Source organism: Cupriavidus sp. SW-Y-13 (genome assembly GCF_009793345.1).
GTDB lineage: Bacteria > Pseudomonadota > Gammaproteobacteria > Burkholderiales > Burkholderiaceae > Cupriavidus.
In genome coordinates this window covers 1,390,744-1,417,654 of record NZ_WHLX01000002.1, presented here as the reverse complement: position 1 = coordinate 1,417,654, position 26,911 = coordinate 1,390,744, and the positions used below count along the sequence as shown (strand labels likewise).

The 26,911-nt window shown below is 65.6% G+C and carries 21 protein-coding genes; 11 read left to right on the top strand and 10 right to left on the bottom strand.

Translation table 11 applies throughout. The features are described from left to right. Nucleotides 1–285 precede the first annotated feature (285 nt). From GA566_RS22015 to GA566_RS22000, 4 genes are all read left to right on the top strand, one after another. Nucleotides 286–4,275 carry a cobaltochelatase subunit CobN gene (locus GA566_RS22015; protein WP_160474008.1) on the top strand — a complete coding sequence of 1,330 codons (3,990 nt, stop codon included), beginning with the start codon at nt 286–288 and terminating at the stop codon, nt 4,273–4,275. A 284-nt stretch (nt 4,276–4,559) separates the two neighbouring features. After that, nucleotides 4,560–8,354, top strand: coding sequence for a cobaltochelatase subunit CobN (gene cobN, locus GA566_RS22010; protein ID WP_160474007.1), 3,795 nt, complete (start codon nt 4,560–4,562; stop codon nt 8,352–8,354). Next, nucleotides 8,351–9,385, top strand: a complete 1,035-nt coding sequence (locus GA566_RS22005; protein WP_160474006.1) for an ATP-binding protein — start codon at nt 8,351–8,353, stop codon at nt 9,383–9,385. Before cobN ends, GA566_RS22005 begins: the two co-directional genes overlap by 4 nt. A gap of 98 nt (nt 9,386–9,483) precedes the next feature. Beyond that, nucleotides 9,484–10,053: a VWA domain-containing protein gene (locus GA566_RS22000; RefSeq protein WP_370459338.1), complete on the top strand. Its 570-nt coding sequence runs from the start codon at nt 9,484–9,486 to the stop codon at nt 10,051–10,053. Between the two features lie 13 nt (nt 10,054–10,066). On the opposite strand, the gene GA566_RS21995 is transcribed toward GA566_RS22000, so the two are convergent. Together GA566_RS21995 and GA566_RS21990 are read right to left on the bottom strand one after the other, a co-directional pair. Further along, the gene (locus tag GA566_RS21995; protein WP_137925430.1) at nt 10,067–11,038 is read right to left on the bottom strand and encodes a tripartite tricarboxylate transporter substrate binding protein; all 972 of its coding nucleotides are present in this window, start codon (nt 11,036–11,038) and stop codon (nt 10,067–10,069) included. 43 nt (nt 11,039–11,081) lie between these two features. Continuing rightward, nucleotides 11,082–12,575, bottom strand: coding sequence for an acyl-CoA synthetase (locus tag GA566_RS21990; RefSeq protein ID WP_160474005.1), 1,494 nt, complete (start codon nt 12,573–12,575; stop codon nt 11,082–11,084). Between the two features lie 132 nt (nt 12,576–12,707). Here GA566_RS21990 and GA566_RS21985 point away from each other — a divergent pair, with 132 nt between their 5' ends. Continuing rightward, nucleotides 12,708–13,628 (top strand): LysR family transcriptional regulator, encoded by a 921-nt coding sequence (locus GA566_RS21985; RefSeq protein ID WP_160474004.1) that lies wholly within the window; start codon nt 12,708–12,710, stop codon nt 13,626–13,628. A gap of 91 nt (nt 13,629–13,719) precedes the next feature. On the opposite strand, the gene GA566_RS21980 is transcribed toward GA566_RS21985, so the two are convergent. Next, the gene (locus GA566_RS21980; RefSeq protein WP_160474003.1) at nt 13,720–14,019 is read right to left on the bottom strand and encodes a hypothetical protein; all 300 of its coding nucleotides are present in this window, start codon (nt 14,017–14,019) and stop codon (nt 13,720–13,722) included. A gap of 346 nt (nt 14,020–14,365) precedes the next feature. Here GA566_RS21980 and GA566_RS21975 point away from each other — a divergent pair, with 346 nt between their 5' ends. Then, complete coding sequence (locus GA566_RS21975) at nt 14,366–15,439, top strand: methyl-accepting chemotaxis protein (protein WP_160474704.1); 1,074 nt, start codon at nt 14,366–14,368, stop codon at nt 15,437–15,439. A 27-nt stretch (nt 15,440–15,466) separates the two neighbouring features. Here GA566_RS21975 and GA566_RS21970 read toward each other — a convergent pair whose 3' ends face one another. Next, complete coding sequence (locus GA566_RS21970; protein WP_137925426.1) at nt 15,467–16,342, bottom strand: alpha/beta hydrolase; 876 nt, start codon at nt 16,340–16,342, stop codon at nt 15,467–15,469. A gap of 464 nt (nt 16,343–16,806) precedes the next feature. Here GA566_RS21970 and GA566_RS21965 point away from each other — a divergent pair, with 464 nt between their 5' ends. Beyond that, the gene (locus GA566_RS21965) at nt 16,807–17,478 is read left to right on the top strand and encodes a copper resistance protein CopQ (protein ID WP_160474002.1); all 672 of its coding nucleotides are present in this window, start codon (nt 16,807–16,809) and stop codon (nt 17,476–17,478) included. Between the two features lie 277 nt (nt 17,479–17,755). Further along, on the top strand, nt 17,756–18,376 hold the full coding sequence (locus tag GA566_RS21960) for a TetR/AcrR family transcriptional regulator (RefSeq protein ID WP_137925424.1): 621 nt from the start codon (nt 17,756–17,758) through the stop codon (nt 18,374–18,376). A gap of 58 nt (nt 18,377–18,434) precedes the next feature. On the opposite strand, the gene GA566_RS21955 is transcribed toward GA566_RS21960, so the two are convergent. The 5 genes from GA566_RS21955 to GA566_RS32970 all read right to left on the bottom strand — a co-directional run bounded on the left by GA566_RS21955 (nt 18,435) and on the right by GA566_RS32970 (nt 23,757). Continuing rightward, nucleotides 18,435–19,193 carry an alpha/beta fold hydrolase gene (locus tag GA566_RS21955; RefSeq protein ID WP_160474001.1) on the bottom strand — a complete coding sequence of 253 codons (759 nt, stop codon included), beginning with the start codon at nt 19,191–19,193 and terminating at the stop codon, nt 18,435–18,437. 15 nt (nt 19,194–19,208) lie between these two features. Continuing rightward, the gene (locus tag GA566_RS21950; protein ID WP_160474000.1) at nt 19,209–20,237 is read right to left on the bottom strand and encodes a M14 family zinc carboxypeptidase; all 1,029 of its coding nucleotides are present in this window, start codon (nt 20,235–20,237) and stop codon (nt 19,209–19,211) included. 61 nt (nt 20,238–20,298) lie between these two features. Next, the gene (locus tag GA566_RS21945; protein ID WP_137925421.1) at nt 20,299–21,222 is read right to left on the bottom strand and encodes a LysR substrate-binding domain-containing protein; all 924 of its coding nucleotides are present in this window, start codon (nt 21,220–21,222) and stop codon (nt 20,299–20,301) included. A 140-nt stretch (nt 21,223–21,362) separates the two neighbouring features. Then, on the bottom strand, nt 21,363–23,504 hold the full coding sequence (locus GA566_RS21940; RefSeq protein WP_160473999.1) for a phosphocholine-specific phospholipase C: 2,142 nt from the start codon (nt 23,502–23,504) through the stop codon (nt 21,363–21,365). Between the two features lie 79 nt (nt 23,505–23,583). Beyond that, nucleotides 23,584–23,757, bottom strand: a complete 174-nt coding sequence (locus tag GA566_RS32970; RefSeq protein WP_171020411.1) for a hypothetical protein — start codon at nt 23,755–23,757, stop codon at nt 23,584–23,586. A 481-nt stretch (nt 23,758–24,238) separates the two neighbouring features. Here GA566_RS32970 and GA566_RS21935 point away from each other — a divergent pair, with 481 nt between their 5' ends. Further along, nucleotides 24,239–24,724, top strand: a complete 486-nt coding sequence (locus tag GA566_RS21935; RefSeq protein WP_137925419.1) for a hypothetical protein — start codon at nt 24,239–24,241, stop codon at nt 24,722–24,724. Nucleotides 24,725–24,740: 16 nt separating this feature from the next. Here the strand turns inward: GA566_RS21935 and GA566_RS21930 are convergent, their stop codons facing one another. Then, on the bottom strand, nt 24,741–25,889 hold the full coding sequence (locus GA566_RS21930) for a DSD1 family PLP-dependent enzyme (protein ID WP_160473998.1): 1,149 nt from the start codon (nt 25,887–25,889) through the stop codon (nt 24,741–24,743). A 154-nt stretch (nt 25,890–26,043) separates the two neighbouring features. Here GA566_RS21930 and GA566_RS21925 point away from each other — a divergent pair, with 154 nt between their 5' ends. Together GA566_RS21925 and GA566_RS21920 are read left to right on the top strand one after the other, a co-directional pair. Beyond that, nucleotides 26,044–26,415, top strand: coding sequence for a DUF6152 family protein (locus tag GA566_RS21925; RefSeq protein ID WP_237380573.1), 372 nt, complete (start codon nt 26,044–26,046; stop codon nt 26,413–26,415). Further along, a complete protein-coding gene (locus tag GA566_RS21920) occupies nt 26,412–26,906 on the top strand; it encodes a DUF6644 family protein (protein WP_202126850.1) in 495 nt (164 codons plus the stop codon). Before GA566_RS21925 ends, GA566_RS21920 begins: the two co-directional genes overlap by 4 nt. Nucleotides 26,907–26,911 lie beyond the last annotated feature (5 nt).

Below are 26,911 nucleotides of genomic sequence, written 5' to 3'. Positions count from 1 at the left end.
CCCATCTGGCCAGGCCCGGCGATCCGCTGCGCCTGGCCTTGTCTTTTTTACACTGCGGGCCCGGATGGATTTGCCGATTGTGGCGAAACGTGCTGCCAACGCTGCAAAAGCGCCAGCAAAGACGCTGATTTGTAGCATCGGCAAAAAAACCACATGGGGCAGATCCCGATCCCTCGCCACGCGATGTGCCACACGAGCGTTTGATTTTCGGGAGCGCCGGGGTGACCGGACGATAACATCCGAATCCATTGCCATTCCCCGCGACAGGTAGAATCGGGCGCCCCCATGCCTGGCTCCTGTCACTTCGTCCGTCTCGTGCTCCCGTTCCGCGCTTTCCTCCGTCGTCCGTTGCTGCGCCTGATTTGTCTGGCGTGGTGGCTGCTGGTCTGCTCATCGGTCGTACAGTCGGCACCCATTCGCGTGATGGTGATGACATCGCAAGGGCATCTGTTGCCCGCGGCCGAAGCATCGTTTCGCTCGACGCATGGCGACGATGTCGCCGAATTCACGTTCGTGACCGGTACGCCTGACGCCGCGTCATTGGCGCGCGCCGATGTTATCGAAGCGTGGTTCGTGCCCGCTGCCACATTGCGAAAGGTGGCGCCAGCGGTCCGGCAGGCGCAGGCCCGTGGCGCGACGGTGTTGGCTTCCCCTGCGCAGAATGCGGAAGAGGCATGGGGACTCCGCATCAACGCTGCCGCGAACTCGGCGACACAGGAATACTGGGATGCCGGGGGCGTCGACAATCTTGCCGCATGGATGGCCTATGTCGTGGCCGCGCGTCAGCGTGAGGTGGGGGCGACGCCGATTGCGGTGCCCCCGGTGCGTCCCGCCCCGACCGCTGGCATCTACCATCCGCGTGCCCCGCAGCCGTTTGCTTCGCTGGCCGATTATCTGCAGTGGTATCGCACGCAAGGGCATCTGCGCGCCGAAGCGCCGCTCGTCGGCATCACGTTCTACGCCACCAGCTATCGCCAGCGCGATCTCGCGCATATCGATGCATTGGTGGAGGCATTGGAGCGGCAGGGCATGGGCGCCGTGCCGGTCTTTGGCTGGCCGGTCTCGTCACTCGATACGCTGCTGACTGTCGATGGCAAGACGCCGCTGCGTGCGCTGCTGGCGCTGAATCTGACCATCCCGCGTGCGCAGGACAAGGATTGGCTGACACGGCACGGGCTGCACACGATCAATCTCGTTGCCACGCGTGACAGTGCATCGGCATGGCAGGCCGATGTGCGCGGCATCGCGGGCGAGCGCCTGCCGTTGCTGCTGACTGCTCCCGAACGCAGCGGCGCCACCGAGCCGATGCTGTTCGCGACGCAGGAATCGCACGAGGGTGTGCGTGCCAGTGTAGCTGTGCCCGAGCGCGTCGACGCCATCGTGGCGAGAGTGAAACGCTGGATCGCGCTGCAGGACACACCCGTCGCGCGCAAGCACGTGGCGGTGCTCTACTACAACAACCCGCCGGGACGCGGCAACATCGGCGCGAGCTATCTCGCCACGCTGCCCACGCTTGAACAGATCCTCAAGCGACTGCGTGCGGCCGGCTACACCACGGGCGATGCCTTGCCCGATGCCGCCTCGCTCGCGGCGCTGCTCGATGCCAACGGACGCAACATCGAGACATGGTCCCCTGGCGAGCGCGATCGCATGGTCCGGGCCGGGCACGTCAAGCTGGTGCCGATGGCGCAATACCGCCGCTGGTTCGACACGCTACCCGCCGCATTCCGGCAGTCGGTGCTGCGCGCATGGGGGCCGCCCGAACGCAATCCGCTGATGCTCGCGCGCGACGCCAGCGGTGAGCCGGCATTCGTCGTGCCGGGTTTGTTCTTCGGCAATGTATTCGTCGGGCCGCAGCCGCTGCGGTCCACGTTCGCCCGCGCCATGGACGACTCGCACGACACCATCACGCCGCCTCCGCATTCCTATCTCGCCGCCTATCTCTGGTATCGCCATGGGTTTGGCGCCGATGCCGTGATGCACGTGGGCCGTCACGGCACGCTGGAATGGCTGCCCGGCAAGCAGGTGGCGCAGTCTGGCGATGATGCGTCGGAGGTGATTCTTGGCGATCTGCCGAACGCCTACCTCTACATCCAGGACGGTGGCGGTGAAGCGATCCAGGCCAAGCGCCGCAGCGCGGCCGTGCTGGTCAGCCACCTCTCGCCGCTGCTGGCCAGCGCAGGGCAGCCGCCTGTGCTGGCAGCGCTGGATGAAGCCGTGGAACAGGCCGACGCCACGCGCGACAGTGCGCCCGAACTTTCGGCGCAGTACCGCAAGCAGGCCATCGAACAAATGCGTGCGCAGAAGCTCGATCAGCAACTCGGTCTCGACGCCAGTGCGCCGTGGGAACAGATCGAGCCGGTGCTGCATGCCTTCCTGCACAAGGTCGAGGCGGAGCCGATGCCGCTTGGCATCCATACGCTCGGCCAGGTGCCGGACACCGCCGACCAGACCGATGCGCTGGCCTTGCTGCTCGGCGCACAGGTGCGTGCCGATCGCTCTACCCTGCACGATTGGGCAGAAGCGGTCGTGGCGGGCCGTGATCCCGTGGCGCCAGACGATGCCACGCGCCGTGCGTTGGCGATGGGGCGGCAGTGGCTGGCCGATCTGCGCGCCTCGCCGCAGGCAGAACTCGATGCGTCGATCACGGTGCTGTCCGGCCGCTATCTGCCAACCGGCCCGCTGGGCGATCCGGTGCGCGTGCCCGATAGCCTGCCGACGGGTCGCAACCCTCATGCGTTCGACGGCGCAAAGATCCCCACGCGCGCGGCCTGGGCACTGGGCAAGACGATGGCCGGCCAGACGCTGGCGCGCTATCGGCAGGAGCACGGCGGGCAATGGCCGGAATCGGTTTCGATGGTCCTCTGGTATGGCGAAACGGAGCGGCACCAGGGCGCCATGGAAGCCGAGGCGATGTACCTGATGGGCGTGGAGCCGGTATGGAACGCGCGCGGCGATGTGGAGGACGTGCGGCTGATTCCCGATACCGAGCTGGGCCGCCCGCGCGTCAACGTGCTGCTGACCACCTCGGGCATCTACCGCGATGGCTTCGGCGACAAGATCGCGCTGCTCGACAAGGCTGCCCGGCTGGCTGCTGCCGCCGGAGAAAATGCAATTAGCCGCCAAGACAGGGCCGTGACAGCAGAGTTGGTCCGGCAGGGGGTGGATGCGGAAACGGCTGGCAAGGTGGCACGGGCGCGCGTGTTTGCGGCGAAGCCCGGCAACTATTCGATTGGTGTGCAGCAGATGGTGGAGCAGAGCCGCGACGCGCAGGGGGGCCCTGACGCGCTGGCGCGCCAGTACCTGCGCTACATGAACTTCGCGTATTCGGCCGAAGGATGGGGCGAATCGGCGCCTGCCGCGCTGGCCAGCCACCTGAAATCGAATCAGGCCGTGGTGTTTTCGCGCACCAGCACGCTGTACGGTGCGCTCGATAACGATGACACGTACCAATATGCTGGCGGCCTGACCGCCGCCACGCGTGCCGTGACGGGCAGCGCGCCGCCGCTCTGGCTGCATAACCTGCGGCGCGCAGGCGAAACGCAGACCGTTGACGCACGCACGTGGTTGGCCACGGAACTCAACGCACGCCAATGGAACCCGAAGTGGATCACGGCGATGCAGCGCTCTGGCTATGCGGGCGCACGCGAGATGTACCGCGAGGTGGAGCACCTGTACGGATTTCAGGCGACGGTGCCCGAGCAGACGCCGGGCGCATTCTGGCAGCGTACCTACGATGTGTATGTGGCCGACAAGCTCGGCCTTGGGATGCGCGCATTCTTCCAGCAGGCCAATCCGCATGCAAGGCAGGGCATTCTGGCGCGGCTGCTGGAAGTGGATCGGCAGGGGAGCTATCGATTCACTGACGACGAGCGTCGCGAGTTGCTGCGCCAGTACGCGGAGAGCGTGCGCCGCGATGGGTTGTCGTGTACGGCCAATACGTGCGGCAATCCGGTGCTGATGGCGCATATCGCACGCAGCGGCAAGGCGGCAGGTGTGGATCTGCGGGACGTGGGAAAAGCGCTGGCGGATGCGGTGGTGGCGCCGGGGCGGGTGGTGTCGAAGGCGAAGGAGGCTGCGCGTACGGCACCGGTTGATGCGCCGGCGGCGCCTGCGGTGTCAGCCGAACAGCGTGTTACGGGGCAGCAATTGACACCACGTGAAGTGCGTGTGGCAAGGGCGCCCGCGCATACGAACTACGCGTGGCTGGCGGCGATGTTGGGGCTGCTGTTGATTGGATCAGGCGCGTTCGTGGCTTGGCGACGACGCGTTTAACTCTGCCGCTGGTTTGCTCCCCTCTCCCGCAAGGCGGGAGAGGGGCAGGGGGAGAGGGCTAGCGGTGCAATCACCAGCAAGTCGAAATTTGAACCGCATGCCCTCTCCCCCAACCCCTCTCCCACTACATGGGAGAGGGGAGCAAACCGGCAGGGCGGGCAAGGCCCCCCAAATAGACAGCCACCGCCAACCCCCGTATCCTGATCGCCTTCACAAATTCACCCGCCCCAGCCATGCAGACGTCCAGCATTCCAGCCACGATCGTTACGGGCGTTCGCTGACCCATGCATCTGCTGTCCACCCGGCCAGGCGGCTTCGTCGAGGACGATTCGATCGTCTTGCGCATCGAGCAGACGCCGGGCGATATCGTCGTCCTGAGTGCCGCTGACACCACGCTGTCGCTGCTGGCTGCTGCCGTGCCGCAACTCGGCGCAGACTATCCGAGTGTGCGACTGGCCAACCAGATGTACCTGCGCCAGCCGGCCTCGCTCGATCTCTATATCGACGAAGTTCTGCAGCATGCGCGTGTAGTGGTGGTGGATCACCTCGGCGGCGAGAGCGACTGGGCCTACGGGCTGGAACGCCTGCCGGAACTCGCTCGCGCCCGTGGGCAACTGCTGGTGATGTTCTCGGGCGACCTGGCCGAGGACGACAACCTCGCGCGGCGTGGCAATGCGCCGGTGGAACTCTCGCATCAGCTATGGCGCTATCTGCGCGAGGGTGGTCCCGGCAATGCGGAGCAATTCTTCCGCTGTCTCGGCGGCCATGCCTATCCAGAACAGTTCACCGCACCCGCGCTACCCCCGCAAGTCCTGCCGCAAGCCGCGCTCTATCACCGCGACCATGGCGTGGCGACCGTGCAGGACTGGCAGCACGAATGGTCTGCACGCGGACTCGATGGTGCGCCGGTCGTGGCACTGCTGTTTTATCGCTCGCATCTGCAAGCCGGTAACACCGCCGTGTTCGATGTCGTGGCTGAGGCGTTGCTCGATGCTGGCCTCTGTCCGCTGCCGCTGGCCGTCAGTTCGCTGAAAGAGCCGCTGTGCCGCGAGGTGCTCCAGCGCCTGTGCGACGAACACTCGGTAGCGCTCGTCCTCAACACCACGGCCTTCGCCACGGCCTCGCTCGACAATGCGAGCGATAGCGATGTACCGCTCGCCAACGATGCTCCGGTGCTGCAGGTCATCCTGAGCGGCGGCAATCGCGAGGACTGGCTGGCCGATAGCCAGGGCCTGGGCACGCGCGATGTGGCGATGCATGTGGCGCTGCCCGAGGTCGATGGCCGCATCATCACGCGCGCCATCAGCTTCAAGGGGCTGGCGTGGCGCTGCCCGCATACACAGGTCGATGTCGTGCGCTATCAGCCCGATGCGGAGCGCGTGCGATTCGTGGTGGAGCTTGCGCATCGCTGGTGTCGTTTGCGCACGTTGCAGAACGATGAAAAGCGCGTGGCGCTGATCCTCGCCAACTATCCCGCCAGCGAAGGGCGCATCGGCAACGGGGTAGGGCTCGATACGCCGGCGTCGGTCGTGCGCATCCTGCAAACGCTCGATGCCGAAGGCTACACACTGGGTCCGCTTCCCGCCGATGGCGACGCATTGATGCGCGGCCTCACCCGTGGCGTCACCAACGATCTCGATCAGCATGCATGGCGGCCCGCGTTCCAGAGCCTGTCGATGGAGGACTATCGCGCATGGCTGGCCGAATTGCCCGAGGCCAATCGCGACGCCATCGCCGCGCGCTGGGGCGCGCCTGAAGCAGACCCCATGATGCGCGACGGTCGCTTCATGATCGCGGGCGTACGCACGGGCAACGTCTTCGTCGGCATCCAGCCCGCGCGCGCGTATGGCGTGGATGACTACGCGAGCTATCACGATGCAGAACTCGTGCCGCCGCATGGCTATCTCGCGTTCTACTTCTGGCTGCGCCGCGTGTTCGCCATCGATGCGGTCGTGCACGTAGGCAAGCACGGCAATCTCGAATGGCTGCCGGGCAAGAGCGTGGCGCTGTCCGATAGTTGCTGGCCCGACGCCATCCTTGGTCCCACGCCGCATCTCTATCCGTTCATCGTCAACGATCCAGGCGAGGGCGCGCAGGCCAAACGCCGCGCACAGGCCGTGATCATCGACCACCTGATGCCACCGCTGACGCGCGCAGAAAACTACGGGCCGCTGCAGGATCTGGAGCGGCAGGTGGACGAATACTACGAAGCACTGAGCATCGATCCGCGCCGCGCCAGGCTGCTGCGCCGCGAGATCCTGCAATCTATCGTCAGCCAGCAACTGCATCGCGAACTGGGCTTCGATGCACCGGCCAGCAACGACGACGAGGATGCGCTGCTGAATCGCACCGACGCATGGCTGTGCGAACTCAAGGAATCGCAGATTCGCGACGGCCTGCATGTGTTCGGCCAATCGCCTGAAGGGCGACAGCGCCGCGATACGTTGGCAGCATTGGCACGCTTCCCAGTTGGGGATGGTGCCGACGGCCGCGCGAGCCTGCTGTCGGCGCTGGCAGCAGACCTGTCGCTCGGTTTCGATCCGCTCGATGCGGACTGGGCCGCACCGTGGACCGGCCCGCGTCCGGATGTGCTGGCGAGTATCGACGCAGGACCGTGGCGCCATCATGGCGATACACGCGAGCGTCTTGAACTGCTGGCGCTGCGCATGCTCGATGAAGACACGAGCACCGCGACAACGTCGATGTCGCAGACCTCCACCGTACTCGCACGGTTGCGCAACGACGTCGCGCCGCGTCTCGATGCATGCGGCACACAAGAACTCGCGCAACTTGCCAACGGACTGAATGGCCGATTCGTGCCACCGGGGCCAAGCGGTGCACCTTCGCGCGGACGTCCCGATGTGCTGCCTACTGGCCGCAACTTCTACTCGGTCGATACGCGAGCCGTGCCTACGCGCACCGCATGGACGCTCGGGCTGCGCTCGGCCAGTCAGTTGATCGAACGGCATCTGCAGGAACACGGCGAGTATCCGCGCGCTGTGGGGCTGTCGGTCTGGGGCACGGCGACGATGCGCACCGGTGGCGACGATATCGCGCAGGCCATGGCGCTGCTCGGCGTGCGACCCAAATGGGCGCATGGCAGCCATCGCGTGGTCGATTTCGAGATCCTGCCGATGACGGTGTTCGACCGACCGCGCGTCGATGTCACGCTGCGCGTCTCGGGGTTTTTCCGCGATGCCTTCGCCAATCTTGTGTCGCTGTTCGATGCCGCCGTGCGTGCCGTGGCCGCGCTCGATGAACCGGAGGACGTCAATCCGATCCGTGCTCGCGTGCTGGCCGAGCAGCAGGCGCTGATGGCGCAGGGTGTCTCGTCCGATGCCGCAAAGGATCGCGCAAGCTGGCGCGTGTTCGGCGCGCGGCCCGGCGACTATGGCACGGGCCTTCAGGCGCTGATCGATGGTCGTCGCTGGCAGACCGATGCGGACCTCGCCGATGCCTACCTGCACGCGGGCGGCTTCGCCTACGGGCAGCGGCTCGATGGCGTGGCGGCGCACGAAACCTTCGCGTCGCGGCTGGCCGGCATCGACGCCGTGGTGCAGAACCAGGACAACCGCGAGCACGACATCCTCGACGCCAACGACTACTACCAGTTCCAGGGTGGTATGGTCGCGGCGGTGCGCCATCTCGGCGGCGCGCAGCCGGCGATCTATCACGGCGATCACGCCAATCCTGCCGCGCCGCGCGTGCGCACCTTGAACGAAGAAATTGCGCGCGTGATCCGCACACGCGTGGTGAATCCGAAATGGATAGACGGCGTGCGTCGGCATGGTTACAAGGGTGCGTTCGAGATGGCCGCAACCGTGGATTACCTGTTCGGCTACGACGCCACCGCGCGCGTGGTGGGCGATCACCAGTACGCGCTCGTGGCCGATGCTTATGTGCACGACGCTACCAATCGCGACTTCCTCGCCCAGCACAATCCGCGCGCACTGCAAGGCATCTGCGAATGCCTGCTGGAAGCGATGGACCGTGGCCTCTGGCAGGAACCGGGCGACCAGCGGGATCGCATCGAACACCATCTACTCGACAACGAACAGCGTCTGGAAGGACAGCCATGACAAGCCAGGCCCTGCGCCCGATTTTTCCGTTCAGTGCCCTGGTCGGGCAGGACGCGCTGCAACAGGCGCTGCTGCTGGCGGCCATCGATCCCGGCATCGGCGGCGTGCTGGTGACTGGCCCGCGTGGCACCGCCAAATCCACGGCGGCGCGTGCGCTGGCCGGACTACTGCCGCACGGCCACTTCGTGACGCTGCCGCTCGGTGCCAGCGAGGAACAACTGACGGGCACGCTCGATCTGTCGCACGTATTGCAGCAGGGCGAGGTGCGCTTCCAGCCGGGGCTGCTGGCACGCGCGCACGATGGCGTGCTCTACGTCGACGAAGTGAACCTGCTGCCCGATCCGCTGGTCGACCAGTTGCTCGACGCCGCATCCAGCGGCGTGAACGTGGTAGAGCGTGACGGGGTATCGCACGAGCATCCTGCGCGCTTCGTGCTGGTGGGCACGATGAATCCGGAAGAGGGCGAGCTGCGGCCGCAGTTGCTCGATCGCTTCGGCTTGGCGCTGTCGCTGGGCAACTACGCGGACCCCGCCGCGCGTCAGGCCATCGTGCGTGCGCGGCTGGCGTTCGATGCGGACCCGGAAGCGTTCTGCGCCGCCGTGGCGCCGCGCCAGCGTGAACTGGCGGCGCGTGTGGTCAGTGCGCGTGCATCGCTCGACGCGTTGACGTTCAGTGATGCCGTGCACGATCACGTCAGTGCGCTCTGTCTGGCCGCTGCCGTGGATGGCGTGCGTGCTGACCTCGTCATGCTACGCGCCGCGCGTGCGCTGGCTGCGTGGCAGGGCGCCGGCGCCATCGACGCAGGACATGTCGATGCCGTGGCCGAACTGGTGCTCCATCATCGCCGTCATGCCGGCTCGCCAGCGACACAGCCTGCGCAGGACAACGCGCAGGCCGCACCGCCGCCATCGTCCCAATCGCCATCGTCAACAGACCCGTGGGGTGCACTGCCGCCACCCCAGCCGAGTGCGATTGCCGATGTGAAACCGCTGAAGCCATTCGCCGGAGACCGCACCGCAAAAAAAGCCTGAGCCACCGGGCGCCCGGACCCGAGCGGTCCGGGGGCAATCGGTGGCAGGCGGCGCGTCCGGTATCGGCACGGCAAGCCACGCATGGTGCGGCACCGGGCGTGCGTGTGCATTGGCCGCGCACGCTGGCCGCGCGCCGCAACGCCGTGCTGACGCCCGCGCACTTGCGCTTCCGGCGCACGGACCCGCGCGCGGGCGTGCTGCACTGCGTGGTGCTCGATTGTTCCGGTTCGATGGTCCATGGCGAACCCATGGCGCTGGCCAAAGGCGTGCTGGTGCGATTGCTGGAACGTGCCTATCAGTCGCGCGCCGATGTGGCGCTGGTCTGCTTTGCCGCAGGGCACGCCGAGGTGCGGCTGGCGCCGTCACGCGCGCAGCGCTGGAATGAAGACTGGATTCGGCCGATCAGTGGGGGAGGGGGCACGCCACTGACGCTGGGCCTTGCCCGCGCCGATCAGTTGCTGGCGCGCCAGGCCCGGGAGCGTCCCGCGCAGCAGCGCTGGCTATGGCTGCTGACCGATGGACGCAGCGCGGAGACACCGCCGCGTCCCGCATGGGCCGATCACGTCATGGTCGTGGATGTCGAGCGCAACGCCGTACCGCTGGGCCGCTGCCTGCAACTGGCGAGCGCGTGGGATGCGGACTACCGCACCGCCGAGGCGCTCGCCTGATGCATCCATCGCATCAATCGAGGCTGATGTTGTTGGCGCGGATGACCTTGCCCCAGCTCTCACGGTCGGCGTTCACGTAGCGATCGATCTCGGCCTGCGAGCGCGGCTGCTGCACGATCAGCCCCAGCGCGTTGAACGTATTGCGGAACGCCGTCTCGGTCAGCACGCGCGATGCGGCAGCCTGCAGTTTCGCGATGGCTTCCGGCGGCGTCTGGGCCGGTACGGACAGCCCGAACCACGTGGCGGCATGGAAGTTCGGATAGCCGCTCTCCGCCATGGTCGGCACGTTGGGCAGCACTTCCAGGCGCGAGCGCGCCGTCACTGCCAGCGCCTTGAGTTTGCCCGCCTTGATATGGGGCAGCGAGGTGCTGACCACATCGACCATCATCTGCGTATCGTTGGCCAGCAGCGCCGACAACGCCGGCGCGCTGCCGTTGTACGGCACGTGCGTCATCTCCATGCCAAGCTCGGACTTGAGCATCTCCGAGGCCAGTTGCAGCGGATTGCCGAGTCCTACCGAGGAATAGTTGAGCTTGCCGCCCGCCGCCTTGGCGTAGGCGGCAAAGTCCTTGATCGTGTTGGCTGGCACCTGATTGTTGGTGACCACGACGAGCGGCACTTCGATGCCCACCAGGATGACCTTGAAGTCCTTCGGGTCGTAGCCGGTCTTCTTGTAGAGCATCGGGTTCAGCACCATGCTCGCGCTGCTGCCCATCAGGATGGTGTACCCATCGGCCTGCGCACGCGCCACGCTTTGCGTGCCGACCATCGTATTGGCGCCGGGGCGGTTTTCCACCACCACGGGCTGCTTCAGTTCGCGCGCCATGCCCTCGGCCATTGCACGGCCGAACTGGTCGGTCGAGCCGCCCGGCGTGTACGGCACCACAAGCTTGATCGGACGATCGGGATACGCGGCAAAGGCCGATGAAGCGAAGGTTGCGAGGCCGAGCGTTGCGGCGGCGATGAGTGCGGTCCTGCGTTGCATGTTGTCTCCTGTCTTTCTTGTGTTTTGTTGTTTGATCGATGACTCAGACGCGACGCTGGCGTCCCGCCCAGTGCTGGTCGCGCAGCCGGCGCTTGGCGAGCTTGCCGGTCTCGTCGCGCGGCAGTTGCGCAACGATCTCGATCGTGCGCGGCACCTTGAAGCCCGAGAGCCGTCCGCGCAGCCATTCGACAACAGCTTCCGGTTCCAGCGTGGTGTCTGCCACGGGCTGCACCACGCCGTGCAGCCGCTCGCCGTATTCGTCATCGGGCACGCCGAAGACCACGCAATCCGCCACGCCGGGATAGCGCACGAGTTCGTGTTCGATCTCGGCCGGATAGATGTTCACGCCGCCAGAGATCACCATGTCCGATGCGCGGTCGCAAATGAACAGGTAGCCATCGGCATCGAGATAGCCCATGTCACCGAGCGTGACACGTCCGTCGATATCGATGGCCTGCCGCGCGGCGTCGTTGTTCAGGTAGGTGAAATCGGGATACGCAGGCTGGCGCACGTAGATCAGGCCCACTTCGCCGGTGGCGCAAGGGCGGCCAGCCTCGTCGATGATGCGAATGCTGCCTTCGTCCACGGCACGCCCGGCCGTACCGGGTCGCGTGGCGGCGTCATGCGGCGTGGCCACCGTGATCATGCCGGCCTCGCTCGATGCATAGGTTTCGTGGATGACCGGGCCGAACCAGTCGAGCATCGCGCGCTTGACCTCGGGCGAGCAGGGCGATCCGGTGGATGCCACGAATCGGATTGATGACAGGTCATAACGCGCACGCACCTCGGGCGCGAGCTTGAGCAGGCGCACGTACATGATCGGGACGAGGTAGAGCACGTCGATACGATGTTTCTCCACGAGCGCCAGCACCTGCTCGGCATCGAAGCGTGGCGCCAGCACCAGCCGCTCGGCCATCTGCAGCGCGTTCTGCACGAATACGCTCGGCGCGCTGTGATACAGCGGGGCCGACATCAGCGCGCGGCATCCGGGAACGATGCCGATGGCCTGGCTGACCAGCGAGCGCAGCCGCGTCTGCTGATCGTCCAGTTGATCGAGCGGAACCGGCTGGCGCAGCACGCCCTTGGGCCGCCCCGTGGTGCCGGAGGTATAGGCCAGATGGCCGCGCGGCGCCACGCGCGGGCCGTCGTACGGTGCCTGCGCAGCGAGCCAGGGTTCGTATTCGATGGCATCGTCATTGATACCGTCGACGGTCAGCACGACTACATCGGCAGGCACCACGGCCAGCACGGCGGGCAGCAGGTCTGCCTGGGTGATCAGCACGCGCGCGTTGCTGTCTTCCAGCAGATAGCGCACTTCCTCCGCCGTGAAGTGCCAGTTGATCGGGCAGTAATAGGTGCCGGCCGTGCGGCACGCAAACACCACATCGGCGAACACCGGATGGTTGCGCAGCAGCACCGCCACCACGTCACCCGACTCCAGCCCAAGCCGCCTGAGACCGCCCGCCAGCCGGTTGCCGCGATCCACGACCTCCGCGCCGGGGCGATGCAACGATTCGAACCAGAGGTCTGCAGGCATACGGGTCTCCCAGTTATTCGACATCTTTATCCAGTGGCACAACACTGTAGCCACGCTCTTCATCATCGACAATCCTGTCTTGCCGCAGCACAATGTTGCGTAATACTTGACATTGCTTTTCAGAGCATTCGCATGGACCTCAATCTCGTTCAGGCATTCGTGGATATCGTGGAGTCGGGCAACCTGGCCGAGGCAGGGCGCCGACGCGGCGTGACTCGCTCGCAGATCAGCCGGCAACTCGGGCAACTGGAGGAGCAGGCGGGGACCATGCTGCTGCGCCGAACCACGCGCCGGCTGGAAATGACAGATGCGGGGCAGTCGCTCTACGAACATGGCTTGCGCATCCTGCAGGAGATCGCAGCCGCGCAGGCGGAGATCGACAGCCTGGGCAAGACGCTGCGCGGCCATGTGCGCATCAGCGTGCCAACCGGACTGGGCGATGCATTCATCGCGCCGATGTTGCTGCGTTTTGCCGAACTGCACCCCGGTATCTCGCTGCGCGTGTTCTTTGCGAACCGCGTCACTGACCTGATTGCTGCGGAGATCGACGTGGCGCTGAAGGTGACGTCGCTGCCACCACTCGATACCGTGGCGCGCGACGTCTGCGCGATCCGCTGGCAGCTCTGCGCCTCACCCGATTACCTGAAGCGCGTCGCGCCACTGAGGAAGCCATCGGACCTGACCGAATGCCGCTTCCTGTGCCCGCCCTATACGTCGCGCCGCTTCCTGCTGACGCTGGGTCGCGACACCGACTGCGGCCCGGAACGACAGGACGTGGAAATCACCCCGTACCTGCAGTCCGAACACTTTCCGTTCCTGATGAACGCCGTGCGGCAAGGGCACGGCGTCAGCCTGCTACCGCTCTACATGGGCTGGGACGATGTTCGACGCGGCACGCTCGTTCCCGTGCTGCCCGACTGGACACCGGAAGGGCTGGGCAACCGCCTCTACATCATCACTACGCCCAATCCCCATCTGTCGATGGCGACGCGGGCGTTGATTGCGTTTCTGCGTGACGAGGTGTCGGGGTTGCCGGTGTTTGTGGGGGAGTAGGGGCTAGAGGACGAGAACTTTTCCGAGAGTTGTCAGATTGGCGGCTTCCGGTAGCAGCCTCCACCTCCGTCTCTCACGCAGGACACCACCTTCATGGGCGCACGATCACTTGTGGGCTGATCACGATGGCCGGCTCAGGCGCCGGGTACACGGGAGCGGGAGCATAGTACGCACCGCGGTCCTTGCACTTTCGTTCTTCCTTGTACTCGCCATTGCCTTTCCATTTGCGTTCCACTTTGCACGGACCGTCCCAATATTCCTCCTTGTATTCGCCGCCTTTTCGGTTGCCATGACCATGGCCAGACTCGTCCTTCCATGGGTCGGCATGGGCGGTGATCGCCAAGATCGAGAGGACCGCGACGGCTGCGGCAGAAAGGAGGGTGCGTGGCATTGTGGCTATCTCAAAAATCGATTGTCGACTTCTACTCGTCAGATTCTATTCACTACTCACCTGCCGACGATGTGTGCAAGATGTAAGCGGGGTAACTTTCGCGTTGGGAAAGGCTATAAGTGCTTGCGTCTTCCTTATTTGGTGGTGATTCATCGAGAGCGAGGCGGAGACCCAGCCGGGATGGCCCCCCAACGGTGTTCCGCATGACCGCAGTCTGAGTGGCCTCCACCGGGCCACAACGCCCCTAAAGTTTCCCGGCCCTCCAACCGTTAGCCCATCGATAGCCCCGGACAACGCGGGGCAGGAACGAGGAGCGGAAGGCATCATGGCTTGGGACAACTTGAGTATGCGCACCCGCATGGGCGCGGCTTTCGGGGTGATCGTGGTGCTGGTGGGCGTCATGGCCACGCTGGCGCTGGGGCAGATCAACGATGCTGGCACGCGGGGCTGGATCTGGGGCATTGGCGCAGCGGTGCCGGTGCTGAGCCTGATTTTCTGGGTGCGGCTGGTGGGCGCGATCGAGGCGCCGCTCAAGGAGGCCGAGTTCATCGCCGAGACCGTGGCGGCTGGCGACCTGAGCAAGGATTTCGAGACCGACCGGGGCGGCGACTTTGGCCGGCTGCTGGGCGGGCTGGGCGAGATGGAAGACATGCTGACCGAGCTGGTCACGCGCATCAAGTCCGCCAGCGACGCGATTTCGTCGGCTTCGCAGCAGATTGCCGTGGGTAACACCGATCTCTCGCAACGCACCGAGGAACAGGCGGCGACGCTGCAGGAAACCGCGTCGAGCATGGGCGAGCTGACCGCCATGGTCAGGCAGAACACGGAACGCGCACGCACGGCCAACGGGCTGGCCGATGCCGCGTCGGGTATTGCCGAGCGGGGCGGCACCATCGTCAGCGACGTGGTGCAGACCATGGATGCCATCAGCGTCAGTTCGCGCAAGGTCACCGACATCATCGCCGTGATCGAAGGCATCGCATTCCAGACCAATATTCTGGCGCTCAACGCCGCCGTGGAAGCGGCACGGGCGGGCGAGCAGGGGCGCGGCTTTGCCGTGGTAGCGGGCGAGGTGCGCACGCTGGCCCAGCGCAGCGCCGCGGCCGCCAAGGAAATCAACGTACTGATCAGCGACTCCGCGCAGCAGGTGGAAAGCGGCACGGCGCTGGTGGGACGAGCCGGGCAGACGATGGACGAGATCGTGCAGGCCGTGCGTCGCGTGACGCAGATCCTGGGCGAGATCGCCACGGCGTCCGAACATCAGAGCGACGGCATCGAGCAGGTCAACGTGGCCGTGACGCAGATGGACGACGTGACGCAGCAGAACGCCGCACTGGTGGAGGAAGCCGCCGCCGCGTCGGCCGCGCTGGCCGACCAAGCCCAGGAACTCCAGCGGGTGGTGGGCGAGTTCAAGCTGTAAGGGTGGCTGTAAAGCCGAGCTTCACATTTACAGCTTGCCGCTCGAGAGATAGCGGGTCACCGGCGCCCAGAACGTCTTCATGAAAGCGGGCTCGATGGCCGCGTTGTGCGGCAACTGCTCGAACACCACCAGCCGGCTCGGGCCCGGAATCGCCCGGGCCATGTGCTGCATGTGGCGAAACGGAATGGTGGCGTCGAGCCGGCTGTGTACCAGCATCACCGGCAGCTTCACCTTGCGCACCCGGGCGATGTTGTTCCACGGATCGGGTAGCGCCCAGGCGATCCAGCGCGATACCAGCCCCGTGGCCACGGCAGCGGCGCGCGCCGACGAGAACCCGGCACCCACGACCACGCCGTCCGGCTGTGGCTGCAGGGATGCCACGACATCCAGCAGCACCCCGCTGCCCAGCGAATACCCCATCACGTAATGCCGACTGGCACCCGACGCCGCCTCGCGAAACTGCAGGTAGGCGGCAAGAGCGTCCTCGCGCAGTCGCCGTACGCTGGGCGTGCCGGTACTGCTGCCATAGCCGCTGTAATCGAATACGAATGAACTGATCCCGCCCGCATGGAGTAACGCCTGCACCGGCGCCCAGTCGGCCAGGCTTTCTTCATCACCATGAAAGACGGCCAGCGCCGGGGCGCCCGGCTGCGCAGCCGGCACCCACGACGCTTGCAGGGTCCTGTCGCCGCTGTGGAACGTGAACTGTCGGGAGACCACGCCGAGATCATCGGGTGTCAGCGTGCCAATGGGGCTGGGCATGAACGCCTCGCGTTCCACGGCGCGGTACAGCAGCAGTCGGCCGAAGGATGCGGCAGCCGCCAGTCCCGCCAGCCCGAATGCGCCTGCCACCCAGCGCCAGCCGGAGCGTTGCACGTCGGAGGGATCGAGCGAGGAGGGCATGGCGCGACGGTAGGCAGGGTCCGTATGTGATAACCGTAGCACTCGCCTGCGTAAAAGAAAGTTTGTGCTGGAGGTCGAACAAGCGAAAATTGGCGGAAAGGCTATGGAAAGCTTAGAAAAATCAACGGGTTACCGATGAAATAGGCAAACTCAATCCTCCCCATAGAAATCTTTTCTCGTAGTTCTACGAAATTCTCCTTGATTGTCTATCTATAGGTAGATAGTATTCACGCCATGGACAGCGACGCAGCGCTCCGGACCGAGACAGAAACGGTACGGAACCGAAGCAGAAAGGTCCACGCAACACCAGGCAGTGAAACCGGAGGCGGTCTTTTTTTTAGCCCTGGTCCTCTATCTAGCAGTAGATAGCAACGAGGACCAAAAGAAAGACCGCTCGATCTGCAGCACAGACCCGCCGCCCGATCCGCCCAATCCAGGATCGCCCGGCCCGCAAGGAGAGCATCATGAACGCCAAGACCATCATCACCGCCGCCGCCCTCGCCGCCGCTTTCGTTACGGGCGCTGCCCAGGCCGCACAACCCCGTGGCGAAGCCTACGGTTACAGCTACCGCGTCAACGATCAACGCAACGCCTTCACTGACGGTGCTCGCATCGGTAACCGCGACGCCTTCACGGACGGTGCCCGTATCGGAAACCGCGATGCTTTCACCGATGGTGCCCGCATCAGCAACCGCGACGGTCTGGTTGCCAGCTTGTCCAGCCGTGACGTGTACACCGATGGCGCTCGTGGCAATGCTCCGCGCAACCCGTTCGTTGACGGTGCCCGCGTCACCAACCGCGATGGCTTCATCGCCAGCCTGTCGAACCGTGACGTGTACACCGAAGGCGCCCGTGGCAATGAACCGCGCAACCCGTTCGTTGACGGTGCCCGCGTCACCAACCGCGATGGCCTCGTAGCCAGCCTGTCGAACCGCGATGTGTACACCGAAGGCGCCCGTGGCAATGCTCCGCGCAACCCGTTCGTCGATGGTGCGCGCGTCAGCAACCGCGATGGCCTGGTTGCCAGCCTCTCGAACCGCGACGTGTACACCGAAGGTGCCCGCATCAGCAACCGCGATGGCTTCAGCGACGGTGCCCGCTCGATCGACGTCTTCACCGACGGCGCACTGGTCTGAGGTACGGCCAAGGTTTCAAACGTCGTCATGATCTGACGATGACTCCGGCACAGACGGGCGTCCCAAAAGGGCGCACGTCTGTTTTTTTTGAGGCAGCACTAAGATGAAAACGTGGATCGGGCAGGATGCCCTGGTTCTGGGCGGCTGGCTGGCGCTGTGCGCCGTGAGTGGTGCAGCCATCACGCTGGCGGTGCAGGGCGTGCTGTGATCGGCGCCGGCATTGACTCCGGGAAATTCCCGGTTGAGTATCTATCTTCGTGTAGATAAAGTACCCACCATGAAAACGCAACCCGTCCGCGAGCAACTGCTCGAACACACACTGGTCCTGATCCGCAGCCGCGGCTTCAACGGCTTCAGTTATCGCGACCTGGCCGAACTCGTGGGGGTGAAGACCTCCAGCATCCACTATTACTTCCCTTCCAAGGACGACCTGGTCCTGGAGGCGGTGCAGGAATACAGCCGCAGGATCTCGGCGCGGCTGGCCGGCATCGACCAGAGCCTGCCCGTGCTGGAGCAGGCGCGCCAGTATCTGGATCCGCTGCGGCAGACCTGCGGCTCGGGCCAGATCTGCCTGGCCGGCATGCTGTCCACCGAAATCCTGAGCCTGCCGGAATCGGTGCATCACGTGCTCAAGGAGTTCTATCACATCAACGAGGCATGGCTGGCCCGACTGCTGGAGCGCGGCCAGAAGGAGCGCGAGACGCCGTACCCGGTGCCGCCCGCCATGCTGGCACAGGTGATCTACGGCTCGCTGCAGAGCGGCCTGATCGCAGCGCGGCTGTTCGGTACGCAAGAGCGTCTGGAAGCGGCCGCCGAGACGCTGCTGGGCGCCCTGTGCAACCACCGCGCGAAGGCGTTGCTGGAATCGCAGTCGCCAGTCACCTGCGGTTCGCTGTAAGTCACTCAGCCATACGCAGGAAGCAACCGCTGGACGGCCTCGGGTCTCCGGCGGTTTTTTATTGGCGTGGCAGGAACGCGCGGACGGTATCGCAGAGCCATGCCGGATCGTCGTGCGGCAAATCGTGGCCGGTCCACGGATGCCGGGCGAACCGGACGTGCGGGGCCTGCCATGCCGCTGCCAATCGCGCCGAGCATCGCGGATCGACCAGCCGGTCCACGTCGGAAGCGACGATGAGCGTGGGGCAGGGCGGCGGCACGTCCTGCGCGCGGAAGCGCGCCGCCGCCAGTAGCTGGCGCCATGCGGCATCGCGTGTGACCGGGGCGCTTTCTCCAATCTCGACCCAGCGGGCAAGGTCGGCATCGCGCGTATCCAGCCGCTCGCAGGTCAGCCGGTGGATCGTGCGCTCGCACCGGACCCGGTCGTGCCAGTGACGTGCCATGCCGAGGATCGCAGCCCAGTTCTGTGGCCGCAGCCGCTGCGTGGGACGGCTGAACGGCCGCATGCTGGTATTGATCAGCACCAGGCTGGCGAGGTCTTCCGGGTGCGTTTGTGCCCAGTCCGTGGCGACCATCGCGCCCAGTGACATGGCCAGGATATGCAATGGTCCGCTTGTGCCGGAGGCGTGTGCCGCATCGCGTATCGCTTGGGCCATGCCGCGCACCGTGCCGGGCACCGGTTGCTGGCGGGCATCGCCATTGCCGGGCAGGTCGATCAGCAGCGGCTGGCCAAGCCCGTGCTGCACCCATCGTGCGGGCAGGTCACCCCAGTGACGCGATTCGCGGGTCAGGCCGCGCAGGAATATCCAACGTCCCATGGTGGATCGAAGGCGCTACGGTGCGGGCCTGCCGCGCCAGTGCGCGCGCGCCTGCGCCAGCAGTTGATTGCGATGGTCGCCACGCGGCAGCCAGCGCTCGGGCGCCACGGCTACCCGGCCCAGAAAGTCGAACAGGCTCACATGGCGCCGTAGCACGCGCGCCGTGCGGTGTGCCTTCATCGGATTGAAAATGCCCGCCCGGGAAAACAGTTGCCGGGGGTTCTTCTTGATCCAGAGCCACGAGCCCAGTTCCAGCGTCATCGGCAGGAACAGCCCTCCGGGCGGCGTGCGGTCGTAGGCGTAGTCCCAGAGGTCGCCATGCAGCAGGTACTGGTGGCTCTGGGGCTCGAAGGCATAGCCGTGATGGGGGTGGGCCTGTTCGAACATCGTCTTCAGCAGGTACATCTCCGGGAAATGCGGCATCGGCGCGTGCGTGCGGGCATAGGGAAACCAGATGCTGTCACGCCAGCCGTAGCCGGAATGGCAATCGACCGCAAAGCTGAGCGGGCGGGGCAACAGTTCAGTCTCCACCACGCGCAGCAGCGCGCGGCTCTCGGCCTCCATCGGCGCACCGGCGCGGCCACGATACCACGGCAGCCAGGCGCCAAGCCGCTGTCCACCGGCCAGGAATGGCACACGGTCGTCAGCGTTCTGGGGCGCGTTGCGCATCAGATCCACCCCGTTGGGATTGGCGCGCGTGGCTTCGTACATGCCGCCGGGATTGACGATCGGCATGAACACCAGCCGAACCGTTTCCAGTTGCCGGTGCAGCAGTTCGTCCCAACTGAGCCGGCACAGTAGCGCACGCATGTAGTCGAGCACCAGTTGCGTGCCGATGCGTTCCAGTCCGTGGATACCACCGAAGATGCCAATGGCCGGTGCATCGGGCGAGCGGGTGCCCAGGCTGGCTACGTGGACATCGAAGGTGTGGCCGCGGACATCCACCTGGCAGGCGGACTCGGTCTGGAACCATGGCGCGCCAAGCTCCAGCAGCGTGAGCAACTGGTCGTACTCGGGAAAGCTGGGGCGGCCCGGGTCGGTCATTGCATCGTCAGTGGGAGGTGTCTGGTGGAGGCGTGAGGGCGAAGGGGGGCGCGGACGGACGTCAATTCAATATAGGCGCTGGCGGCGGCACCTCGCCACGCAGGTCCGTGGGGCTGGCGACACTGCCGGGGGTAACCAGGCAGCCGAGTAGGGCGCTCAGCAGTCTGGTGTCGCGTCGACTGTTGAGGCAGTACAGGTATTCGTGGATGACTGGCGCATTGCTGGCGAACTGCACCACGGTGAGCGCCGGATCTCGCGGCACTTCGCCCACCGGCATCACGCTGGCGCCGAGGTTGTGGCGAATGGCTTCGCAGATCGCCTCGCGGCTGCCGATGACGGTGTGCGAGGGCAGGCTTGCCCCGGCGGCGAGCAGCGCGGACTCTGTGGCCTCGCGCGTCATCGAGCCCTGTTCGCGTACCAGCAGGTGGCACGTCGCCAGTTCGGCCACCTCCACGCGGGGCCGACGGGCGAGCGGATGCACGGGATGCACGACCAGCACCATCGGATCGGCGGCCAGCGTCACGCGGTGCAGGCGATCGTCGTCGAGCGCGTGCGAGGACACGGCGGCGTCGATGCGGTACTCGTACAACGCCTCGATCATCTGCCGCGAATTGCCAATCTCGATACTGATCTCGATGGCGGGATAGCGCTGCCGAAACGCGGCAACGCTGCGCAGGATGTAGTAGGGGCCGGTAGCACCGATCCGCAGGTTGCCCATGCGCAGGTTGCCGGCATTGCGCAGCAGGAAGTCCGCATTGCTCTCCTGCTGCAGGATCTGCTCGGCCAGGGGCATGAGCGCCACGCCCACATCGCTCAGGTCCACCCGGCCGGACCGGCGATGAAACAACTCCACGCCATAGAGCTCTTCAAGCTGGCGGATACGTCCGGTGACCGTGGGCTGGCTCAGGCGCAGTTGCCGCGCCGCCGTGGTGATGCTGCCCTGTCGTGCCACTTCGTAGAACGTAATGAGCAGATCGCCAAGCATTGAGCTTCCGGAAGAACAAGGTCAGCCGGCGACTGTAAGGCGGGAATGTGACAGGGGGAAGAAGGCTCTCTGCGCGCGTGTGTTGTCTCCCCTCTCCCACTACGCGGGCGAGGGGAGACAACCAGCCGGAGACGGCTGGTTTAAGCCCCCATCGCCGGATCCGACGTCGTATGCACGCCATTCTCCAGCCGCCCGGCAAACCGGCGATTGAAACCGCCTTGCTGCGTGGTCACCGTGAAGTCATACCAGTTGGCCTGCGATTTCACCGGGTAGCCCTGGTCCAGGCTCTTGCCGGCCGGTACTTCGAACGACCAAGGCCCGTCGGTGCGGTAGGCGTTGGGCTTGACCGTGAACGTGCAGGTGGCGCTGCCGCGATTGATCAGCGTGAGCCAGACCTTCGGCTCGGGGCCATCGTCGTAGCAGACCTGGATCTCCGGTGCAGCACCGCCGCCGGCGGCCTTCTGTGCAGTCACGTCGCCCTGGAAGGCGCGGTGGTAGCCGTTGGGGCCGAGCACCCAGAGGTCGTAGCGGCCGTTATCGGCGCTGACGTCGATGCGGGCGTCGTGCGACACGCCGGCTTCGAGCGCGTAGCGGCGCGGGACATCGCTGAGGTTCAGACGGTCGTAGACGTGGAACACCGCGGCCTGCTTGCCGTCGTTCTTGAAACGCAGCAGGAAGGAGTTGGTGGCCGGCTCTTCCACGCCGCTGGTGTGCAGCGTGTAGGGCAGGGCGCGCGACGGACGCGTGCCCTTGGCCTGCACCGGCACCGACTGGGCGGCAACGGTCGGCACGGGAATCTGCGTCTTGGCGTCCTGCGCGGCGCGATCCGCGTCGGCCTTGGCCTTGTCGAACGAAACACCTACCGTGACATTGCCATTCGGATTGACGAAGTCGAAGGCCGAAGTCAGGTCGCCCATCACAGCGCGGCGATATGCGCTGATGTTGGTCTCGGCCACGCCGAAGCGCTGTTCCAGGAAACGCAGCACCGAGGTGTGATCGAACACCTGCGAGTTGACCCAGCCGCCACGGCTCCACGGCGACACCACGTACATCGGCACGCGTGGGCCGGGGCCGAACGGGGTCTTGTCCACGCTGTAGTACTCGGGGGAAGCATCCATCGACGTGTAGCCCACCGGCAGGCCCTTGCCATCGAGCGCCGGGGCGCATGGCGGGGGCAGGTGGTCGAAGAAGCCGTCGTTCTCGTCGAAGTTGATCAGCAGGACGGTGCGGCTCCAGATATCGGGGTTCGACGTCAGCGCGTCGATCACCTGCTGCGTGTACCACGCGCCCTGTACCGGGCTCGACGGTCCCGGGTGCTCGGAGTAGGTGGCCGGTGCCACGACCCACGAGACCTGCGGCAGCGTGCCGGCGGCCACGTCGTCTCGCAGCGCCTGCACGAAGCCGCCATCCGGCATGGTGTTGGAAATGCCCTTGTAGAGCGGGCTCACGGCTTCGTCGGCGGCGGTGTACGGCGGATAGGGCGCGCCATCGATGGCATTGCCCTTGGCCGCATTGGCCGCGCGATATTGCGCAAAGCCGGCCAGCGGGTTGTCCGTGTAGTTGTCCGGCATGTTCTGGTAGACCTTCCAGGTCACGCCGGCGGACTGCAGGCGCTCCGGATAGGTCGTCCAGGTGTAGTTGATGCCGGTGGCGTTCAGCGAGTCGCCGCTGTTGTCGATCACCGGGCCGCCGTTCCTGCCGAACGGATCATTGGTGCCGGTCCAGTGGAACAGCCGGTTGGTGTTGGTGCCGCCGTGGAAGCTGCAGTGGTAGGCGTCGCAGAGCGTGAAGGCGTTGGCGAGCGCGTACTGGAAGCCCAGTTCCTGCTCCGTGTAGTAACCCATCGACTGTGTTTTCTTCGATGTCGGCCAGGCGCTCATGCGGCCCAGATCCCAGGCGGCCTGCCCGTCGGGCTGGCTGTGCGGCGTGCCGCTGACGCGCTGGGCGTTGCCCAGGGTCTGGTCGAGGTGATACGGCAGCACCACGCGGTTGGTGTTGCCCGTGGCGTAGGTCTGTTCAAGGACGGTGCGGCCACCGGCGAGCGGAATCGGAAAGCGGTCGCTGAAGCCGCGCACGCCGTTCATGGTGCCGAAGTAGTGGTCGAAGGAGCGGTTTTCCTGCATCAGCACCACGACGTATTCCACGTCGCGGATCGACTTGGTGGCGTTGTTGGCCGGAATGGCCAGTGCGCGGCGGATGGCCGGTGGGAAGGCGGCAAGCGCGGCGGTGGCGGCGGCGCTGCCACCTGCCATTTTCAGGAAGTTACGGCGGCTGGAAGTCATGTTCTCGGTCTGCCCTGGAAGGTCTGAAGCGCTGTTCTGTAGCGGATTGGCGATGTCGGAAAGGGGGAGCGCCGGCGCCTCAGGGCGCGCACTTCACCCCTTGCGGCTTGGCCTCGGGCGTAGTGGTCGGGGCGGTAGTCGGCGTGCCGTTATCGTTGTCGCCGCCGCAGGCGGTCAGCACCGTGCATAGCAGCAGGGCAGCCAGCAGACCCAGTGGGCGGGCCGGTGCGAAGGTTCGGGTGGCTTCGGTCATTGTGGGTGTCTCTTGGGGGAGCACGGCGAGTTGCGATGCGGGACGCAGCGTAAGCCACCCGAAAGTCACAGCATGTGACATCCGCCCCAAGAATCCCGATGCCGGTATCGGTATTCTTTGTCACCCCTGGCAACATCCATGGCACTGTCCATGTTTCTTCAAGGCGCCCATTGCGATAATCGGGCAGGTGTGGCGTGGCGCACGTATCGAGCCATGTCGATGACGGCAAATGCTGCAATGCACCAGTCGCTGTGCTAAGGTTTTAGACGTCTCACTCAAAATACACACAATGATCGCGAAGCCAGCGCGGCAGCGGATTTACGAAGATCCGCGCCAGTGCTGGCTCGCAGGGCGATGGGAGCGGTTGCCAACCCCCATGTGCCATCTTTGTTGCGGTCGCAATGCGCCGTGACCTTTCTTGTAAGCGGGGCAATCCGCCACCACTCTTGGAGGCGGAAGGGACGTTTGCAGGAGCTGCACTATGAACAACGAAACTGGTTACGTCTGGCACTACACGGTCGGCACGCCGCTGGCGGCCATCGCGCGTTCGGGGCAATTGATTCCGGCCGCGGCCCGCGCGGAGGTTCCGCGCCTGGGCGAGCAGGAGATCCTGTGGTTTTCGCGCAACCAGCAATGGGACCCATCGGCCACCAAGGATGACGCGCTGGACCGCGCGCGGCACACGATGTCGCGCGCGGCGCTCCACGCGCGGTTCGGGCTGTACCGGTTCGGCCTGCCGGCCCAGGACATGCGCCTGCTGCCCTGGCCGACGGTGACCCGCGTGGCGGACATCGATGTGCCCGAGGCCATGACGATGGTAGCCAGCGGGCTGCGCTGCGGTGCCGCCCCGACCGACTGGCTCGGTACGCTGACCTCGATCCCGGTCGAGGATCTGCGCTTCGAAAGATGGACCGGCGCCGCGTGGACACCGGCGAACCTCGACGAACTGGCCGCTCAGCTGGCTTAGTGATCTAACGCGACATTCAGCGGCTCAGTCCGCGCGCCGAAATCGGCCAGATGCACGCCACGACACCATCCCGCACCCCCACGAGTTCGTCATAGAGATTCAGCGTCGGGTCGCAATGGCCCGGCACCAGCATCATGCGGCTGCCCAGCGGCGGCAGCGCGTCCACAGCACCTTCCTGCTTCGGCCTGACGATGCCATGCTCGTCGTTGGCCGCCACGTAGTCGAGCGAGTTTGACGGTGCATTCTTCTCCCAGATCCACGGCAGGCCCGAATCGACAGCCATCGATTTCAGGCCGGCATCCACGACGACGCGATCTCCTGCTGCCACGCTCATCACGGCCGTGGCGATGAACAGGCCGTGCTCGAAGCGCATCGTGCCGGTGTAGGCGTTGCTGCCGTAGTCGGCATCCATGAACACGTACGAACCGGGCTGGATCTCGGTATAGACGCCGCTGGACAGGTCGAATTCCACGCTGCCGCTGCCGCCGCCAGTGACCACGTCACAGCGCACACCCGCCGCAGCCAGCCGCGCGACGGCGTTGCCGGTGCGGTCAGCGGCGCGTGCGGCGGCTTCGCGCCGCTCATCCCAGCCACGCAGATGCTGGATGCCGCCGTGGTACGCCTGCAGGCCGCGCAGCGTCAACTGCGAATGTGCGGCGATGCGTTCGACCAGCGGCAATGCCGCATCGCCATCGGCCACGCCGCAGCGGCCCTGGCCGACATCGACTTCCACGAAGATATCGAGCTGGCTGCCGGCAGCCAGCGTGGCGGCGGCGAGCGCGTCGATCTGGCGGAGATCGTCCACGCAGACGCTCAGGTGCGCATGGCGGGCCAGTTCGGCCAGCAGCGCGGCCTTGGCCGGACCCGCCACTTCGTTGCTGATATGGATGTCGCGCACGCCGGCACGGACAAACGGTATCGCCTCGCTGACCTTCTGGCAGCAGATGCCCACGGCGCCGCGTGCAATCTGCGCCAGCGCGATATCGGGCGTCTTGTGGGCCTTGGCATGCGGGCGCAACTTCACGCCGGCTTTGTCGGCCGCCGCCTGCATGCGCTCGACATTGCGCTCGAAGACAGCGAGGTCGAGTACGAGGGAGGGAGTATCGATGGATTCGGCAGGTTGGCCGATACGCGCGGCGGGAGGCAGATCGAAGGCGAAGGACATGGCGAGGAGGGGCACAGAGGGTTGGGGCGGAGTGCAGCGTAACACGGCGTGCGGCATACTTCGCCTTGGCGCCCCATGGCATGTCCTCTACGATAGGGGAGTGCCCCCGCCTTCAGGCGCCGCCTTCAGCGTGTTTGCCAACCGGAGTTCGCTCATGTCCGCCATGTCGCGCCGTTCCGTTCTTCGCATCGCCGCCGTCACTGCCATGTCGATGGCCGCAGTTCCCGCTCTCGCACATCACGGCTGGTCCACCTATGACCAGACCAAGCCGCTGACCGTGACCGGCAAGATCGTCGAAACCCATTACGAGAATCCCCACGCCAGCATCCGCATCGACGTGCAGGGCAAACGTTGGCTGGCAATCCTCGCGCCCATCTCGCGCATGGAATCACGCGGCGCATCGGCCGAGAAAGTTGCCGTGGGCAAGCAGGTGACGCTGGTGGGCTATGCCAGCAAGGAGAAGGGCGACGAAATGCGCGTGGAACGTATCACCTTCGACGGTGGCCAGACCGTGGAATTGCGTTGAACCTGACGACTTGGGCGGCTGCGCTTGCCGAGTCGCCGCTGGCGGTCTGGTTGCGCGCATCGCCCTGGGCCTATCCTGCTGCGGAAATCCTGCACCTGAGCGGTATGGCGCTGCTGTTCGGGGCCATCGTCGTGGTGGATCTGCGGCTGGCGGGACTGGGGCGTCAGTTGCCTGTGACCACGCTGTTGCGGCACGCATTGCCAGCGTCGATGGTGGGATTTGCCTGCATCGTGGTCAGCGGCGCCTTGCTGTTCATCGCGCATGCCGATGAACTGATCACCAATCGCGCCTTCCTGTTCAAGCTCGTGCTGATTTTGCTCGGGCTGCTCAATGCCGCATGGTTTCATCTTGGCCCGTATCGCCGGCTGCACGGCAACGGCGCGTGGGAAACGCAACGTGCGCCGCCGCCGATGGCTCGCGCGTGCGCCGGACTGTCGATCCTGACGTGGTTCCTGGTCATCTGCGCAGGGCGTCTCATCGCCTATGTGTAGGTGTT